Here is a 14,557-nt window from a genome sequence, read left to right on the forward strand (position 1 = left end):
ACCCATGCTGGACATAATCAACAAAGCCGCCATTACGGTTATTCCCAAAGAGCCGTTTATCAAATGGGTTCAAAGCACCGATGCCAAGGCCGCAGAAATATCCGATGAAGACATTCTGTCGAACTCGCAAGTGTACCTTGTAGATGCCTCAGAAGATGGTGACGATCCGGAGAAGCTGATCAAGAAAAATTTCAAGGTCATCTTCGAGGAGGAGCTTGCGGGGTGGTACACTGATGAAGAGGCATGGCCCAAGAAAATGGATCTACGGTTATTTAAGCAGTGGTTCCATGTGAAGGTGCATGAGATTGTGGTTGATATTGGAAAGAAACAACCGATAGCGGAAGAGTATTGATGATATCTGTTAAAATTGTAGTTTTTTTTAATTCATATGAATATAAAAAGCCTGAGATTGTGAGGTTCATTACTGCAGCCAGATTTTGTGAAGGGCAAATATAGGGGGGAATAATGGAAGACTGGGCATTAATAGCGAATGTCTTAATGACGGGTGCAACATGTTTTATGGCATATGCAACATGGTTAATGGCGAGGGCAACGAAAAAATCGCTCGAAGCGCAATGGAAGCCTTATGTTGCTGTTTATCCACGATTGCGTAAGGATGATTCACAGGCTTTGCAGCTTGTAATCGAAAATATAGGATCAGCACCAGCCTATAATGTTAAGTTTGAAATTCCCTCAAATCTAATGTATAATGCTTGGGGGATTTCTTCTGGTGGAAAGACAAAAGCTAAGATTTTTTCCGAAGGGCCTTTCATTACAGGGATTCCCTACCTTCCTCCACGTGGAAAGCGGATAATTAATTGGGGACAATTTGGTGGTATACTAAATAGTTTGCAAGGAAAGCAGGCAGAAGTAATAATATTTTTTAGTGATGCATTGGGAAACCAAGAGCCACCTGTAAAAAGCATATTAGATATTGTTGATTTTGAAATGACAGCGGGAGAAAGTTCTCTTGAATATAGAATTGCTACCGCAATAGAGAAAAATTTTAAGCAAGTTGAATGTCTGAATTCAATTTTAGAAAAAAAATTGAATTCATATAGCTCTAAAGATGCATATATGTGGGCATATATTGCAGTGCAACTCGGCCTCCCAATAGAATTGGCTGAGAGGCAAAAATTTGATGATGGATTATCAGATGAGCAAAGGACATCTGCTGAAATGTTGGCGCGTTCATTGTTAAAGTCTTTTCGTCCAGAGATGGTTAAAGACGAGGATGAATCATAGCGCCCAGAATAATCAACCCTCCTCAACCTCATTCCCACCTTCCTCTGCCTCCTGCCTCGCCTGTTCCTGAAGCTCAGCTAAAATCGAACCAATCTGATCAAAAATGTCCAACTGGCATTTTAGTATTGCTTTGGTAAGCTTAAATGTATCTTGTAAGCAATAGGCAGCTTCATCTTGAAATATCAATGATGCTGGAATACAATCATCGGTAATCTTATCATTTAGCGGCACAAGATTATTATTCTGGTCCATAGTAAATCTCCATAAATGTTTTGTAAATTATCTGTTAAAGGTAAATTCTGCATCTACATAAAAATATAGCTATTTACTATATTATGTATGGGAGGAATTGCAGAATGGAAATTACAGAAACTCACTTGGCAGCTATTCAGGAAGTGGCTGCGGCATTGAGAATGACCTTGAATGAATTTTTGACTGAAGAGGTAAGGGGCATAACCCCAGAACAAGCGCGTAAGTATTTGAAAGCATTCGCGAGCAGTGCTGATGATAGCAAAATTCTTACCGCATATTACCTGGTTAGAGCGACCACTGATCCATTCAAGAAGTAGCGAATATTGAGCTATTAACAAAATCCCATGCGAATGGGATTTTTCTTTTGGAAATTCCCAGGCCCATCCAAATTCCCATCCCCAAAATCTTCCCCAAGCACTTTTCCTGGGCCATATTTAAGCCCTCCTGAGATTTTTTCTCTGGGATACAGGTTGGGCTAGGATTTGGAAAAATTCGCTTTAAAATCGAAATATGGCCCAATGTTCGTTTTTATATGGCAAGTGGCCAGGTCATGTTTATGCGTATGTGTACTTTATATTTAACACTTTCAAATAGATATTTCATCAAAAATCTATTTGGAGGTATTCTAATGGATTGTAAAGACTGGCAGCTTATTTGTTGTTACACTAGGCAAAAAGCTCTTAATGATGGTGTTCTGGTAGATGTATCAGACTTTGTAAGTGATTTTGGATTCATCGTCCCAGTGGCGGTTACAGCAACGCTTTTCAACGGCTTCATTCTGCCAAGTGCAAAATTGGTTGAATCTGGACAAACATCCGAATCGCGTATGATCGATCTGCTGGTAATATTACTGCTGAAGATCATGGCACGGCCTCACACAGACCGAATCACATTCAACGTGAGCTTCGACATGGAATTGGGAGATGGCATTGAACCTCGACTCGTGCAAGTTATCGCTGCAATTGGCCCTGGTGATTCTGGTGAGCCTGTATTGACGATCATGCTTCCCGAAGATGATTAGGTATTAAAAAAGTTAGCCGTATCGGTTGGATGCGGCTTTTTATTTTTGAAAACTTCTGAAATTTCCCCCCTTGGGCTACAGGTTGGGCTAGGTTTGGGAAAAATCCCCCTTTAGAATTAAAATATGGCCCAATGGTCGATTTCGCCTCTGTAAACGGCCAATAAGCAGTCGCGTATGGTCTGAATCCGCAGAGTGATTTTTCCCAATGTTCAGAGAGATATACCCCCTTAAAACCATAAGGAGGTATATTGTGAGTGATCTATCTGATTGGAATATCATCTACGCCTACACACGTGCACAGGCTATTGCGGATGGTGTCTTGATTGACGTTACTGACACAGCTGAGGCGATGGGCTTCAAAGTTCCTGTGGCGGTTACGGCAAACTTGTTTGATCAATTCATCCAGGCCAGTGAAGCCTTGATTGCCGAGGGGCAAACTACGGAAGCACGGCTGCGAGATGTGTTGATGCTGCTGCTGTTCAAAATAAAGCTGCGCCCAAATACGGATCGCATCTATTACGATGTGAGCTTTGCTATGGCGCCAGCAGAACGTAACATCAGTCGAACGGTGAAAGTCCTCGCGGTTATTGGCCCTGGTGATTCTGGTGAGCCAGTGCTTACTATTATGCTTCCCGAAGATGATTGATATAACTCAAGGTCGGAATGTTTTCCGGCCTTTTATTGAAAAAAATGCTTGATTGAGGCAGTGTAGCATTGACTTGTTGCAGCATGATGCGTAAATGTTAAGTCGTATACAGGGAATGTCGCTGTAGTAAGCTGATATTGTCTGATTCAGTCAAAGTAATCAATTCCCCCTCTCGCTTTGAGGGCAAGGAGGCTCCAAGAAAAAACTCAGCCAACCCCACATTTTGAGAGCGATCTTCGCTCCGCATATGATCCACTTGATATTCAATTGATAGTTTTGATTTGATTTTTAACTATTTTGAAATTTATCAAGCGGGCTTTTTTTTAGCGGAGAAGGGTTCCAAATTGTGGACTGGTGAGATTGTTTTCTTGTGAGCTGCGGGTTTACCGCATTCCTGCCCAAGTTCCATCTCATCTCCTTCATTTTGCGTAGCGGTCAATAAACCGCGTTTTAAGCCTGCTTTGACCGCTTTGGGGTTCTCGAATTGTCCCCGATGCGAATGTCATGGCCTAGGGCAGTTTTAAAATCCTCAACGCTTGAGGATTTTGAATCTCAGTGAAACGAACTTGAATCGCGAATGGAGATCAGAATGACAGCTTTAGCATTAACCAGCACTAATGATAGTGGTTTTGCCGATATATCCTCTGAGGTCATCAACCCTGCCGGTCAATCCGAGCAGTATGCTGATGGTGTTGTGCAGCCGGAGTGGTTGCAGAACTGCCATGCCAATCAAAACAAATTTCGTGACGACATTGCAAGCAAGAAAACTGAATTGAATAAAGCACTTACTAGTGCTGGCGATGACAAGGAAAAACTGAGCGCATTTATTGTAAACGCTCATAATGCGGTTGTCCAGTCGAGTATCTCTGGCCTGTTGTCAGCGATTGCAGCGGGTGAGGCCGCAAATAAGCTGAAGGGTATGCTTGCGCATGGCACATGGACTGCCCAACTGTCCAAAATTTGCACCGAATGTTGTTGCGGCATGTCAACGATGGGCAAATATATGCTGCTCGCACAAACTCTTGATGCTCAGGACTACGCCCAGCTTGGGATCAGTCAAGTGTACCAGCTGTGCTTGATTAGAAATTTTGTCTGCCGCGAGGCAAAAATTGAAATGAATCTTGCTGAACTCCTGAGTAGGTACGGAAACATCATTAATCTTAACCATTTGATAAATATTACAACATTCAAAAAGAAATGGGCTGCGCTGACAGCAACTGTCACAGAATCAGCCAATTCGGCTGATGAAAAAACTCAAGTTGCCGAAATCTCGAGTGAAAATGATAATGCGATCATTACCGAAGGCGATCCGCAAGCAAATCCTGCGGAAAAAATGAGCAGGCAGGGAATTGGTGGTTGTAAACCCCAGTTCACGACATTTACGCGCAAGGTCGAAGAATTGGCAGGTTGGCTTGAAAATACAAAGCCCAAGCTCTCCAAGCCGTCTAAGGAGCAAGTCGACAGCGCAATCCATGTCCTCGAAAACTTAATCGAAAGCTTAAAGGCAGTTCCAGGAGAAGCGGCTTAAATCATAAACGCGTATGGGGGAATCCCGCTCTTGCAAATCGGTTACAGCCTGGAATTGGTAAAAAAGAATGGGTCGTAGTTGTACGGCCCATTTTATTTTCGAAATCTTCGTAAAAATATAATACAGATGTGGCTCGGCGTGAGCGCAAACAGCCATCTTTTAAGATTTATTCTGATTTTTCAGATGGTTATGGAAAATAGTTCAAATATTTCTGATTTGCGTTCTAAGTATCCGTTATTTTTTGATAATTCTAAAAAGTTGGTGTAGAAAGTGGAAAATTTTAATAATTTGAGCATGTTATCTGATGAGATGCGAAGCATGGAGCGGCGACACAACGAAGAAGACGTGCGGCTCAAAATCCGCTTGGGAAGTGTGCTGCTGGATCTCAAGTCGAAAAATATGCTTGAATTTCAAGAAGCTGTCAGGAAAAGCGGATTGTCGATGCTGGCTTGTGTTGAAATCATGCAAATTGCTCGAATGAATCCTCCACAAGAATGCCATTGGCTTGGTTTTGAAAATCTGCTGAAGATTGCTGATGCACTTCCAACGGGTAAAAATATCTCAGTATTTTTGAAGCCATTCGAAACTGAAAGCCCAGATGATGCTACCAAAGCTGTGATTCTGAACCATGTTTTAAAGTGCAATGGCATCAACGGAGTTTCTGAAAATGCTGTCGCTCTGTTTGCAAAAGCTGGAGTCGCAAGTTTGCTGACGAAAGCAAATATTGATCGTCTCAAGTTGAGCAAAAATCAAACAAAGACATTACAGTCTATTTTTGCAAACCAAACTCAAAATGTAGCTCTGTCTAAAAAAGCTGTTCTAAATCCAAGATTGCAGCAGAATATTGAAAAAATGAACTGTGATATTCAGAGTATTCTCTCGCAAGATGAGAATACAGAATTTATTGATAATTCTGGATTGATAGATCTTATTTGTAGTTTGGAGATGTTGTATGACAAGGTGGATAGTGAAAATGATGGCGATTATAAATTGGGTAATGAAATTAATAAGAATGAATTCGAAGAATTTGTTGATATTCTTATAAGGGAATTGAAATGAGAATTTATCTATCGTCAATTGCACCACAAATTATACTTGATCTTTATAATATTCGAGATAACTTGAAGTTGAATGTACTTCAGCCATTTGTATTTAGGAATAATCAGGGGATAGATGCTACTCTTTGGAGTGCGATGAAGGGAATTACAAATTCATTATTTTTAGATAGCGGCACTTTTGAATTGTTCAACAGGTCAGATTTGTATGATGTTGAAGAATGCTTCAACAAGTATGCCTTATCGATTGATTCATTGAGCGGTGTATTTGATTTGTATGCGAACTTTGATCCAGATTACAAAAGCAATGATAGGTTATTTGTAAATTTATCTTTTCAGAATAGGCTTGAAGAGATGGGATTTATGCCAATTCCAGTAATGCATTCTAAAGATGATGAAGAAATAGAATTTTATTTGAAGTCAAAGTATGATTTAATAGCAATAAGCGCACAAGTAGTTAATAGGTTGTCTTCAAAAAGTATAAATATGATAGTTGATAGATTTAATGCTGTTGGGAAAAGGGTTCATTTGTTGGGAATTGGAAGCTATGCTAAATTGAAAGATTCAAATGCGTGGTCGTGCGATTGCTCTTCATTTATCAGATGGGCAGCAAGTGGTCGTGCAATATTCTTTTCTGAAATTCAACAAAAAGAAGTTACATTGTCATTCAGTTCACACAATAAGAATGGAGTTCCGAATAGTGATTATTATAATAATCTTAATAATAAATCTTTAAGAGATGAATATGAAAATTTTATTGCTTATGAAATTGGATTTGACTTGAATGATGTTGCAGCTGATACTTCAAAATTGGTAATGTTGAATGCTTTGTATTTGAAGTTACGTGAAGAAGTTATCACGCAACGGCAAAAAGATAGGCCAATTCAATTCGATGTTTGGTAATTAAAAACTATTTATTGCAGGTAGGACAGGGTTTTGTAGCTAATCAAGCCCTGTCCTGCGGTTCTATGCCGCCTAAACTATGTAGCCCTGCATCTGTATTGTACAGAAATTTTGTACAAATATAAAATTATTATTTGTTAAATGCAATCTTGTATGATAAAATCATATCTGTAAATATTTTGTTCATGCAAGATGTTCCGTTAATCCTAACAAATGGAGAAGTATCATGCGTGATGATGAAGAAGTTAATTTAGAGGAAGTACGTTATACTGCTGAAGAACTGTTCCCTGATTGTATTGAAAAGGAAGCTCCAATAGATGATGATTTGCAAAGTGAGGTGCAATCACAAGGCGCAAATCCTTTCTTAAATGTAAAACCACCTGCCGTTAAAGTTGAAGAAAAGCCGCAGAAAAAGTCTAAAAAGAAAGAAAATATTCAGGTTAAAGCTATCACATATTTAAAGACTCTTAAATATTTCAATTATAAGAATTCAGTATATTATGCAAAAGTTGTAGAATCTGGAATCGAGAAATATCTGGATATTTCGAGTGGTGATTTTGAAGCATTCATTTTAGAAAGTTACATGTCTGATCCAGCTGGCCCAATAAGTATGATGAACTTAAAATCAATTTTAATTGTGATAAAGAGTTATGCAAAAAACAATTCTTCACCAATCCAGAGTATAACACGTTTTGGAGTTATTAATGGTGAGCTTGTTTGGAATTTAGGTTTTCAGAATAGAAATTGTGTAATTATTAATACTGATTCTGTAAGAATTGGTTCCCCAGGTGACGTTCTGTTAGTGTGCAATGAGAAAACCAAGCCGATTGAAAAGATCGAATTCTCATCATCTGGAATCAGCTCTTGCGAAATGTTCCTTGATTTGTTTGGCATTACTTCTGGTGTTGAACGGCACTGGATTTTAATGACATTGGTCAGCTACCTTTTTGCAGAAGTTTCTACCCCAATTCTTTATTTGCACGGCCCAGCTGGGAGTGGCAAAACTACTCTTGCCAGTGCATTAAAAGCAGTTTTTGATCCCAATGTTGGCGAATTCCTTCATAATAATGCGCTTGAACTGGCACTCACGCTTGATCGTTCAGGTATTGTATTTTTTGACAATTTTTCATCGTTAAGTAACTCAATTTCTGATCAATTTTGTCTTTCATATTCAAGCGGATCTTACACAAAAAAGAGAAATTATTCTGATACTGAAACGATTGAAATTTCTATGAAATGTCCATTAATTTTGACATCTGTAACAATTCCTAGGCTTAATCAAGATTTTAAAGCTCGTTGCGCGTTCATTAAAATCGAACCTAAGCAGGTTTTGAAGTCAGAACTTGAAATTAAATCAGAGTTAGAATTGCTTTTGCCATATGTTCGTGGTGAATTGTGCAATCTTGCTTGTACGATATTGAAGAATTATCAAAAGTTCCAGCCTTTAGGTATTAAACGCCATGCTGATTTTGATTTGATTGGACAGGCGTATTTTGAAGCAATTGGTTTTTCGAGTAATATTTATCGGCAGTTTTTGGAAGCTTTAAAAACTTCTGAATCTACTGAAATGGTTAAGCGGTCAGATCCTCTCAACGATTTACTTTCGTTGATGGAAACTCACCAAGTTTGTGCATTTACAATGAGTGAATTGTTTAATTATCTTTTGGCTACTTCAGATGATACAAGTAATTACCCTATTAATTCAGCGAATTTTGCCAAATTGATTAAGAATAATGCACCATTACTTTATAACGCGGGTTTATTAATTCTTTGTGGAACTAAGAAGTTGAACGGACACCAGTATATTGCCGTTAATCTTGCATCTGTAGTGGATCGCACATCACTGATTTTGAATTACGATCTTGAACGCTTAAAAATTGATCCAACGTATGTTTCAGAGGTATTTCCCAAGATTAAAGCGGCTCAAACGCTTAGCTTGGGCATCCCAACTGATCTGTTTTGATGGGTTTGATATCTCCTTTTCTTTAATAAAATATTCTTTTAATTACTACAATAATCATTTTATTTTAGGTGATGTGATTGGTAGAGCTTGATCCATGTAACTGGAGCTTGAACACCAGTAAATTTTAAAAAAACTTATTAATTATAATTTATAATTTTTTATAAAATATAATAATTAAATTATTTTTAAAAATTAGTGGTGGTATTCGTGCCGTTCAAGCTTAAGTTACAGGTGATCAGGTATGTTCAAGAAATTCCAAGTAAATTCCATTTATAATGATATTATTAAATTAACTTAAAGAAATAATTATTTTGGAGAGAGGGATAAAATGCATAATTCATCAAGATACAATTAAAGTAGATTTCATTTTGATTCAATAAATATAGATATCAAAATTTAATATTAAATTAAACGGCAAGGGCAGTAGTCAAGTGAAATTGGCTGCTGCTTTTGCTTATTTGGAGGTTAAGTTGAATATTGCAATGCAGTTGTGGAAGCTACAATTCCTAGCAAGAAATTCAAAGTTGTTCAGGAAAATTGTGATAGAGATTATAGTTACAATACTTAAGAGTAGAATTTAACAAAGAGTGTTCACGCACTCTTTTTTATTGCTTAAATATATAGATATTCTTCATTAAAATAGACTTAATGGAGGATTGTATGAGTAAGAAATCATCTGATTCAACTGGTGATAAGGTTAAGAAACAAGAATCAAAGTATGATGCCAATGTTCTGCGAGATTTGATTCGGAACGGAAAAACCGCTTCTGAAATCATGCTGGCAATGGATATTGGTCACAAACAGATTCTGAAACATCACATTTTGAAGCTGATTGCAACGGACAAGGAATTTTATGAAGTACCGGGGCTGTATGACAAGAACCGCCGCAAGGCATTTGTAAACGCCCGTGGTGAGATAAGACTGCGAATGACAAACATCGACTTCAAGGGGATGCCCCTGAAGCCTGAAACCGAGTTTGATGTCATTGTGGAAGGGAACAGGATTATCCTGATCCATCTCGGATTGGAAACGAAACCAGTTTCGCAAGATGCTTCTACTGAGCTTAGCGAGTAATCGCAATGAGCCACCTCTGAAAATGGGGTGGCTTTTTCATTTTAAGCAAGCGGAATTGCTTATAAAAGGAACGACCGATTTGTACCAGAAACGGACATTCAAATGTTTGACGGGCTAAAATCGAATAAATTCAGCTTGTTATAGGTGGTTCCAAGGGTAGTCCTATTTCTCCCCCAAAATGTAAGTCCAAATTTATGGGCTTTACATAACGAAACGTAGATTGGAGTACATAATCATGAAAGTACAGCCGATTACTGATTTGAAGGATATCAAGCGTATCAAGCGATTGTTGTCATCAAATCCAAGAAACATGTTGCTCTTTATAATGGGCATTAACGCAGGGTTACGAGTTCAAGATATTTTGGCATTGCGTGTTAGTGATGTTGAAAATGCTGTAGTTGGAGATCGTATAACTGTGATGGAAAAGAAAACTAAAAAGGAAAATGTGCTCATCATTAATCAAGAAATTTATGATGCTGTACAGCGATATCTGGCCTTTCACAAGAAACGCGTTCCCCGCGAATACCTCTTTAAAAGCCGGAAAGGCTGGAATTACCCACTGAGTACGTATGCTGTGACGCATTTGGTTCAGGGCTGGTGCGATGAAATCAATCTGGCCGGCAACTATGGAGCGCATACCCTGCGTAAGACTTGGTGCTATCAGCAGCGCAAGCTCTACGGGGTTTCATGGGAGCTACTGGCGAAGCGGATGAACCATTCCAACCCTGCCGTTACGCGAAGGTACTTGGGCATCCAAGCCGAGGAAGTCGAGGAAGTGCTGCTCAATGCAATTTGAAAAAATATTTTCAGGGCTTCAGTACCTTCGTGTATTGAGGCTTGATTGAGGGAGTACGTAGCATGATGAAGCTGTGTATGAATGTCTGTAACCATTTGAAAACAAATAGATAAAGTTTGCCATATTTTCATGGGGGTGCTATGTTCTCTTCAACCCTCCGAAATGGTGGTAAACTTTTGTCAATAATTTTTGAGGTGAGAAATGAGTGTTCACCAACGTGATGATGGTCGTTTTATCGTTGTCTTTAAAGGCGCTGATGGCAAGCGGAAGGAACGTTCTTTTGGGCGTGGGCCGGAAGCTGAGGCGTCAGCAAAAGCTTTTGACGAGGCCATGAAATCCCGCGCGATAGCCCCAGTTGTGCAGCAACCCCTTGGCCCAGTATTGCGGCAGGCGGTGGATGCGTATTTGGATCATCTGCGGGCGCAAGGGAAAAGTCAGTCTCATATCAGCAACATAAACTATATGGCAAAAAGCCTTTTGTACAAGCATTTTGGCCCGTCAATGCCGTTGGATTTAATCAACTACACGGACGGCATCGTGCCTTTCATAAACCACATGAGGTCAATTCCAAGTGGCAGAACTGGTGCAGTACGCTCACAGGCAAGTATAAATCGCTACTGCTGCTTTCTGAGGACCATTTTCAATTTTGCTGTGGCAAATGGTTTGATGGCGCAAAATCCCATGGCACAGTGGCACAAGACGAAGGAGCCGCCGAGGCAGTTTCAGATCACGCTAGAAGATGTTTCCAAAATTATGGAACATGCCGATGACCATGTTCGGTGGGCCGTCGAGGTCTGTTTCAATCTTGGCGTTCGCTCTGGCGATTCTGAGCTTCTTTCGCTGCGCTGGTCCGATGTAGACTGGGAGCGGAAGCAGGTAAAGGTTTTCGGCAGGAAAACCGAAACCTTCCGGACCATCCCGGTAAAAGATGCTTTCCTTGAGCGGTTGCGGGAGATGCGGGCAATTAGTCAGACAGACTTCATAATCGAATACCGTGGCAAGCGGGTTAATCGGATTCAAAAAGCGTTCAGAATGGCTTGTCGCAGGGCTGGCATTCAGCATTCGGTGAGGATGTATGACCTGCGCCATATGTTTGCCACATATATGCTCTCCAATGGAGCTGACCTTGCCGCTGTGTCAAAGCTCCTGGGCCATTCCAGCGTGACTATGACCGCGAATGTATATTATCAATACCTTGAGGGCGAGAAGGAACGGGCTGTGACCTTACTGCCGGATCTGCCGCCTCTTGGGCAATCACCATCTGCGCAACCTTCTGCATAGAAGACGCTGATCGATAGATGGCCCTGGGCGATTATGCTCAGGGCTTTTTTTTGAAAATTCAATCGCAGTTTTTTACGCCAAAAATGATGCAGCTGGTGTTCCATGAAAAGAACGCCAAAAACACCAAAGTGTACACCAAATACGCCAAAGTGTTCACCAAAAACACCAAACTTTACGCCAAAAACGCCAAAGTGTATGTGGCGAGATTGGTGCGAGCCACACGAACTTGTATGAGCGTATAAATAATGTATAAGTATCTGTAATGATTATAAATAAGGTTGACTTTTTGGGAGCAGGGGGCCGCTGGTTCGAATCCAGTCGCTCCGACCAAATACCCAAGAAAAAGGGATAGTTAGGTGAAAACCCGACTATCCCTTTCTTGCGTTGAATGGGATCGCCAAAAGTGGCGTGTGGTAGAATTTCTGAGAAAATTACTGTAACTATCCGATATATAATAAAATTTATAGCGCCACATGGCCACAAGTTAAAAAATTGCATCAACGATACAAACGCTTGCGGACATGGGGGCGATTGGTGCGTGATTTGGTGTGGAATTTCCTGCACTCATAAGTTTATGCCGTGTCGCACTGCTCACCACTCCATTGCACTACCCGATTTCTGCCTGTCTTTTTTGCCGTATACATTGCACAGTCTGCGGCGCGAATGCCTTCTTCCATAGCAGAACTGCATGAATAGTTTTCTTGAGGAATCTCTGCAATGCCAATGCTCACAGTAATATTAAACGTAAAAGCACCGTACGCAATTGGTGTTTTTTCTACCTCTGCACGAATTTTTTCGGCAAGGCACATGGCTGCCTCTGCCGTGGTTGAGGGTGCGAGTATTATGAATTCTTCCCCACCAAAGCGGGCGCATATGTCAGAGGTTCGGGTATTGTTTTTCAAGATGGTGCTGACAGTTTGCAGGGCCACATCGCCAGTCTGATGCCCATAGGTGTCGTTGACGTGTTTGAAATGGTCCAGATCCAGTTCCAGGCAGCAACAGGTAACGCCGCTGCGACGGCAGATTTCAATAAGTTTGCACCCATCCTTTTCAAGGCAGCGTCTGTTTGCAAGGCCCGTTAGGGGGTCGGTCAGGCTGCTGTCTTTCAGTTCCTGAACATATAAGGACAGTTTCTTTGCCATCTCGCAGAAATTATGGTATAACAAAACTATTTCTTGTGGCATGTTGTTTGTATTTATATATGGGCAACCGGCATTTGATATGTTGTGTGAAAATTCTGTTGAAAAAGTTGATATTGTTTCAATCGGTTTTACAACTGTAGAAATATATTTTTTTATAAGTGGAAAGAGCATTGCAATGCTTAGCAATAAGCCAAAAGCAAACAGCAATAAAAAGGAGTCCATTCTACCTAGAATGCTTCTATATGGCCTTTCAATGGCAATGTGCCACTTGCCGTCATTTATGGGCACACTAACGCCAAGAACCCGAACCCCGTTTGAATTGATGGCTCTTCCGGGTTTTCCGTGGGTAGCTGATCTGCTAATGTCCTTCCCGGAGGGCACCAATGAAGGATACGGACCTATATTTTCGGATTCTCGGGCTGACCGAGCCCTGGTTTGTTGAGGCTGTTGAACTGGACACGGCGGAAGGTCGGGTAGACATCCGCGTGGAGCATGGTCCTGGTGTTCGCTGGTTTTGCCCTACTTGTGGTCGAGAGCTGGCTTGCCGCGACCATGCCGAGCCTCGTGTCTGGCGCCATCTGGACACGTGCCAGTTCAAGACGTTCCTGCATGCTCGGATTCCCCGAGTGGACTGCCCCGAGCATGGCGTCCTTCAGGTCAACGTGCCTTGGGCCGAGTCCAAGGCACGTTTCACCATATTGATGGAGCGATTGATCATCGACGTGCTGACCGAGTGCGCCACCGTAACAGGAGCGCGGCGCATCCTGCGCATCACCTGGGACGAAGCATGGGGTGTCATGGAAAGGGCGGTGCGCCGGGGCCGGGAGCGCAAGCAATCGAATCCCTCGCGGTATCTTGGCGTTGACGAGAAGGCATTCCGCAAGGGGCACGACTATGTGACCGTGGTTTGTGATCTGATCGGCAGCACGGTGGAGTATGTGGCCGACGAGCGTAAGGCCGAAAGCCTTGAGGGGTACTACCTTCAGTTCACCAAGGCGCAGTTGGAGCGGATCAAGGCCGTGGCCATGGACATGTGGGAGCCCTATTTTAAAGCTACGCTCAAACATGTGCCGGACGCGGCGGGGAAAATCGTTCACGATCGGTTCCACGTCATGAAACACGTAGGCGAGGCTGTGGACCGGGTACGCAAGCAAGAGCACCGCGAACTCACAAGTCAGGATGACCATCGACTCAAGGGCACGAAATTCCTCTGGCTATACCGGGAGGAGAATCTGCCGGACAAACACCGGCCAGCCCTGGAGGCCTTGAAGACAGCGAACCTCAAGGTGGCCAAGGCCTGGGCCATGAAGGAAAGCCTGAACGACGTCTGGAAGTACCTGAGCACGGGATGGGCCAGACGTTTTGTGAAGCGATGGCTGGTCTGGGTGAACAGGTCAGATCTTGCCCCAATGCGCAAAGTGGGCGGACTGATTCAGAGACATCTTGAGAACATCCTGACCTTCTGCCGCCACAGGATCACCAACGGCGTGGCCGAGGGCCTCAACAGCAAGATCATGGCCATCAAGAGGAAGGCTTGCGGTTATAGGAACCGGGAGCATTTCAAGACAGCCATCTACTTCTTCTGTGGCGGTCTAAACCTCTACCCGGCCAGTTCCTGACAGGGGTTACCCACGGAAAACCCGGAAGAACC

At 41.9% G+C, this 14,557-nt stretch carries 16 protein-coding genes; 14 read left to right on the plus strand and 2 right to left on the minus strand.

Features of this window, described 5'->3' with window-relative positions; all coding sequences use genetic code 11:
* Nucleotides 1-4 precede the first annotated feature (4 nt).
* Both ACUZ79_RS04535 and ACUZ79_RS04540 read left to right on the plus strand, forming a co-directional pair.
* Nucleotides 5-352 (plus strand): hypothetical protein, encoded by a 348-nt coding sequence (locus tag ACUZ79_RS04535; RefSeq protein ID WP_449250826.1) that lies wholly within the window; start codon nucleotides 5-7, stop codon nucleotides 350-352.
* A gap of 113 nt (nucleotides 353-465) precedes the next feature.
* On the plus strand, nucleotides 466-1,245 hold the full coding sequence (locus ACUZ79_RS04540; RefSeq protein ID WP_449250827.1) for a hypothetical protein: 780 nt from the start codon (nucleotides 466-468) through the stop codon (nucleotides 1,243-1,245).
* A 12-nt stretch (nucleotides 1,246-1,257) separates the two neighbouring features.
* Here the strand turns inward: ACUZ79_RS04540 and ACUZ79_RS04545 are convergent, their stop codons facing one another.
* Nucleotides 1,258-1,497 carry a hypothetical protein gene (locus ACUZ79_RS04545; protein WP_449250828.1) on the minus strand — a complete coding sequence of 80 codons (240 nt, stop codon included), beginning with the start codon at nucleotides 1,495-1,497 and terminating at the stop codon, nucleotides 1,258-1,260.
* A 104-nt stretch (nucleotides 1,498-1,601) separates the two neighbouring features.
* Between ACUZ79_RS04545 and ACUZ79_RS04550 the strand changes: the two genes are divergently transcribed.
* The 11 genes from ACUZ79_RS04550 (at nucleotide 1,602) to ACUZ79_RS04600 (ending at nucleotide 12,006) form a co-directional block, all read left to right on the plus strand.
* Nucleotides 1,602-1,814: a hypothetical protein gene (locus tag ACUZ79_RS04550; protein ID WP_449250829.1), complete on the plus strand. Its 213-nt coding sequence runs from the start codon at nucleotides 1,602-1,604 to the stop codon at nucleotides 1,812-1,814.
* Nucleotides 1,815-2,125: 311 nt separating this feature from the next.
* Complete coding sequence (locus tag ACUZ79_RS04555) at nucleotides 2,126-2,518, plus strand: DUF6573 family protein (RefSeq protein ID WP_449250830.1); 393 nt, start codon at nucleotides 2,126-2,128, stop codon at nucleotides 2,516-2,518.
* A gap of 250 nt (nucleotides 2,519-2,768) precedes the next feature.
* The gene (locus tag ACUZ79_RS04560) at nucleotides 2,769-3,164 is read left to right on the plus strand and encodes a DUF6573 family protein (RefSeq protein ID WP_449250831.1); all 396 of its coding nucleotides are present in this window, start codon (nucleotides 2,769-2,771) and stop codon (nucleotides 3,162-3,164) included.
* 589 nt (nucleotides 3,165-3,753) lie between these two features.
* Entirely contained in the window at nucleotides 3,754-4,692 is a 939-nt protein-coding gene (locus ACUZ79_RS04565) for a hypothetical protein (RefSeq protein ID WP_449250832.1), read from the plus strand.
* 270 nt (nucleotides 4,693-4,962) lie between these two features.
* Nucleotides 4,963-5,751 carry a hypothetical protein gene (locus tag ACUZ79_RS04570; RefSeq protein WP_449250833.1) on the plus strand — a complete coding sequence of 263 codons (789 nt, stop codon included), beginning with the start codon at nucleotides 4,963-4,965 and terminating at the stop codon, nucleotides 5,749-5,751.
* Entirely contained in the window at nucleotides 5,748-6,650 is a 903-nt protein-coding gene (locus ACUZ79_RS04575; RefSeq protein ID WP_449250834.1) for a hypothetical protein, read from the plus strand. Before ACUZ79_RS04570 ends, ACUZ79_RS04575 begins: the two co-directional genes overlap by 4 nt.
* Nucleotides 6,651-6,876: 226 nt before the next feature.
* Entirely contained in the window at nucleotides 6,877-8,613 is a 1,737-nt protein-coding gene (locus ACUZ79_RS04580) for a hypothetical protein (RefSeq protein WP_449250835.1), read from the plus strand.
* Nucleotides 8,614-9,273: 660 nt separating this feature from the next.
* A complete protein-coding gene (locus ACUZ79_RS04585) occupies nucleotides 9,274-9,687 on the plus strand; it encodes a hypothetical protein (RefSeq protein ID WP_449250836.1) in 414 nt (137 codons plus the stop codon).
* 235 nt (nucleotides 9,688-9,922) lie between these two features.
* On the plus strand, nucleotides 9,923-10,483 hold the full coding sequence (locus tag ACUZ79_RS04590) for a tyrosine-type recombinase/integrase (RefSeq protein WP_449250837.1): 561 nt from the start codon (nucleotides 9,923-9,925) through the stop codon (nucleotides 10,481-10,483).
* A 201-nt stretch (nucleotides 10,484-10,684) separates the two neighbouring features.
* On the plus strand, nucleotides 10,685-11,764 hold the full coding sequence (locus tag ACUZ79_RS04595) for a tyrosine-type recombinase/integrase (protein WP_449250838.1): 1,080 nt from the start codon (nucleotides 10,685-10,687) through the stop codon (nucleotides 11,762-11,764).
* A gap of 17 nt (nucleotides 11,765-11,781) precedes the next feature.
* The gene (locus ACUZ79_RS04600; RefSeq protein ID WP_449250839.1) at nucleotides 11,782-12,006 is read left to right on the plus strand and encodes a hypothetical protein; all 225 of its coding nucleotides are present in this window, start codon (nucleotides 11,782-11,784) and stop codon (nucleotides 12,004-12,006) included.
* A gap of 330 nt (nucleotides 12,007-12,336) precedes the next feature.
* Here the strand turns inward: ACUZ79_RS04600 and ACUZ79_RS04605 are convergent, their stop codons facing one another.
* A complete protein-coding gene (locus ACUZ79_RS04605) occupies nucleotides 12,337-13,194 on the minus strand; it encodes a GGDEF domain-containing protein (RefSeq protein WP_449250840.1) in 858 nt (285 codons plus the stop codon).
* Nucleotides 13,195-13,289: 95 nt separating this feature from the next.
* Here ACUZ79_RS04605 and ACUZ79_RS04610 point away from each other — a divergent pair, with 95 nt between their 5' ends.
* Nucleotides 13,290-14,525 carry an ISL3 family transposase gene (locus ACUZ79_RS04610; protein ID WP_096152604.1) on the plus strand — a complete coding sequence of 412 codons (1,236 nt, stop codon included), beginning with the start codon at nucleotides 13,290-13,292 and terminating at the stop codon, nucleotides 14,523-14,525.
* The last annotated feature ends 32 nt before the right edge of the window (nucleotides 14,526-14,557 follow it).

The organism is Desulfovibrio faecalis, assembly GCF_053570625.1.

Coding starts and splice junctions, on each gene's coding strand:
- ACUZ79_RS04535 (WP_449250826.1), top strand. CDS start 5: ATGCTGGACATAATCAACAAAGCCGCCATTACGGTTATTCCCAAAGAG.
- ACUZ79_RS04540 (WP_449250827.1), top strand. CDS start 466: ATGGAAGACTGGGCATTAATAGCGAATGTCTTAATGACGGGTGCAACA.
- ACUZ79_RS04545 (WP_449250828.1), bottom strand. CDS start 1,497: ATGGACCAGAATAATAATCTTGTGCCGCTAAATGATAAGATTACCGAT.
- ACUZ79_RS04550 (WP_449250829.1), top strand. CDS start 1,602: ATGGAAATTACAGAAACTCACTTGGCAGCTATTCAGGAAGTGGCTGCG.
- ACUZ79_RS04555 (WP_449250830.1), top strand. CDS start 2,126: ATGGATTGTAAAGACTGGCAGCTTATTTGTTGTTACACTAGGCAAAAA.
- ACUZ79_RS04565 (WP_449250832.1), top strand. CDS start 3,754: ATGACAGCTTTAGCATTAACCAGCACTAATGATAGTGGTTTTGCCGAT.
- ACUZ79_RS04575 (WP_449250834.1), top strand. CDS start 5,748: ATGAGAATTTATCTATCGTCAATTGCACCACAAATTATACTTGATCTT.
- ACUZ79_RS04580 (WP_449250835.1), top strand. CDS start 6,877: ATGCGTGATGATGAAGAAGTTAATTTAGAGGAAGTACGTTATACTGCT.
- ACUZ79_RS04585 (WP_449250836.1), top strand. CDS start 9,274: ATGAGTAAGAAATCATCTGATTCAACTGGTGATAAGGTTAAGAAACAA.
- ACUZ79_RS04590 (WP_449250837.1), top strand. CDS start 9,923: ATGAAAGTACAGCCGATTACTGATTTGAAGGATATCAAGCGTATCAAG.
- ACUZ79_RS04595 (WP_449250838.1), top strand. CDS start 10,685: ATGAGTGTTCACCAACGTGATGATGGTCGTTTTATCGTTGTCTTTAAA.
- ACUZ79_RS04600 (WP_449250839.1), top strand. CDS start 11,782: ATGGCCCTGGGCGATTATGCTCAGGGCTTTTTTTTGAAAATTCAATCG.
- ACUZ79_RS04610 (WP_096152604.1), top strand. CDS start 13,290: ATGAAGGATACGGACCTATATTTTCGGATTCTCGGGCTGACCGAGCCC.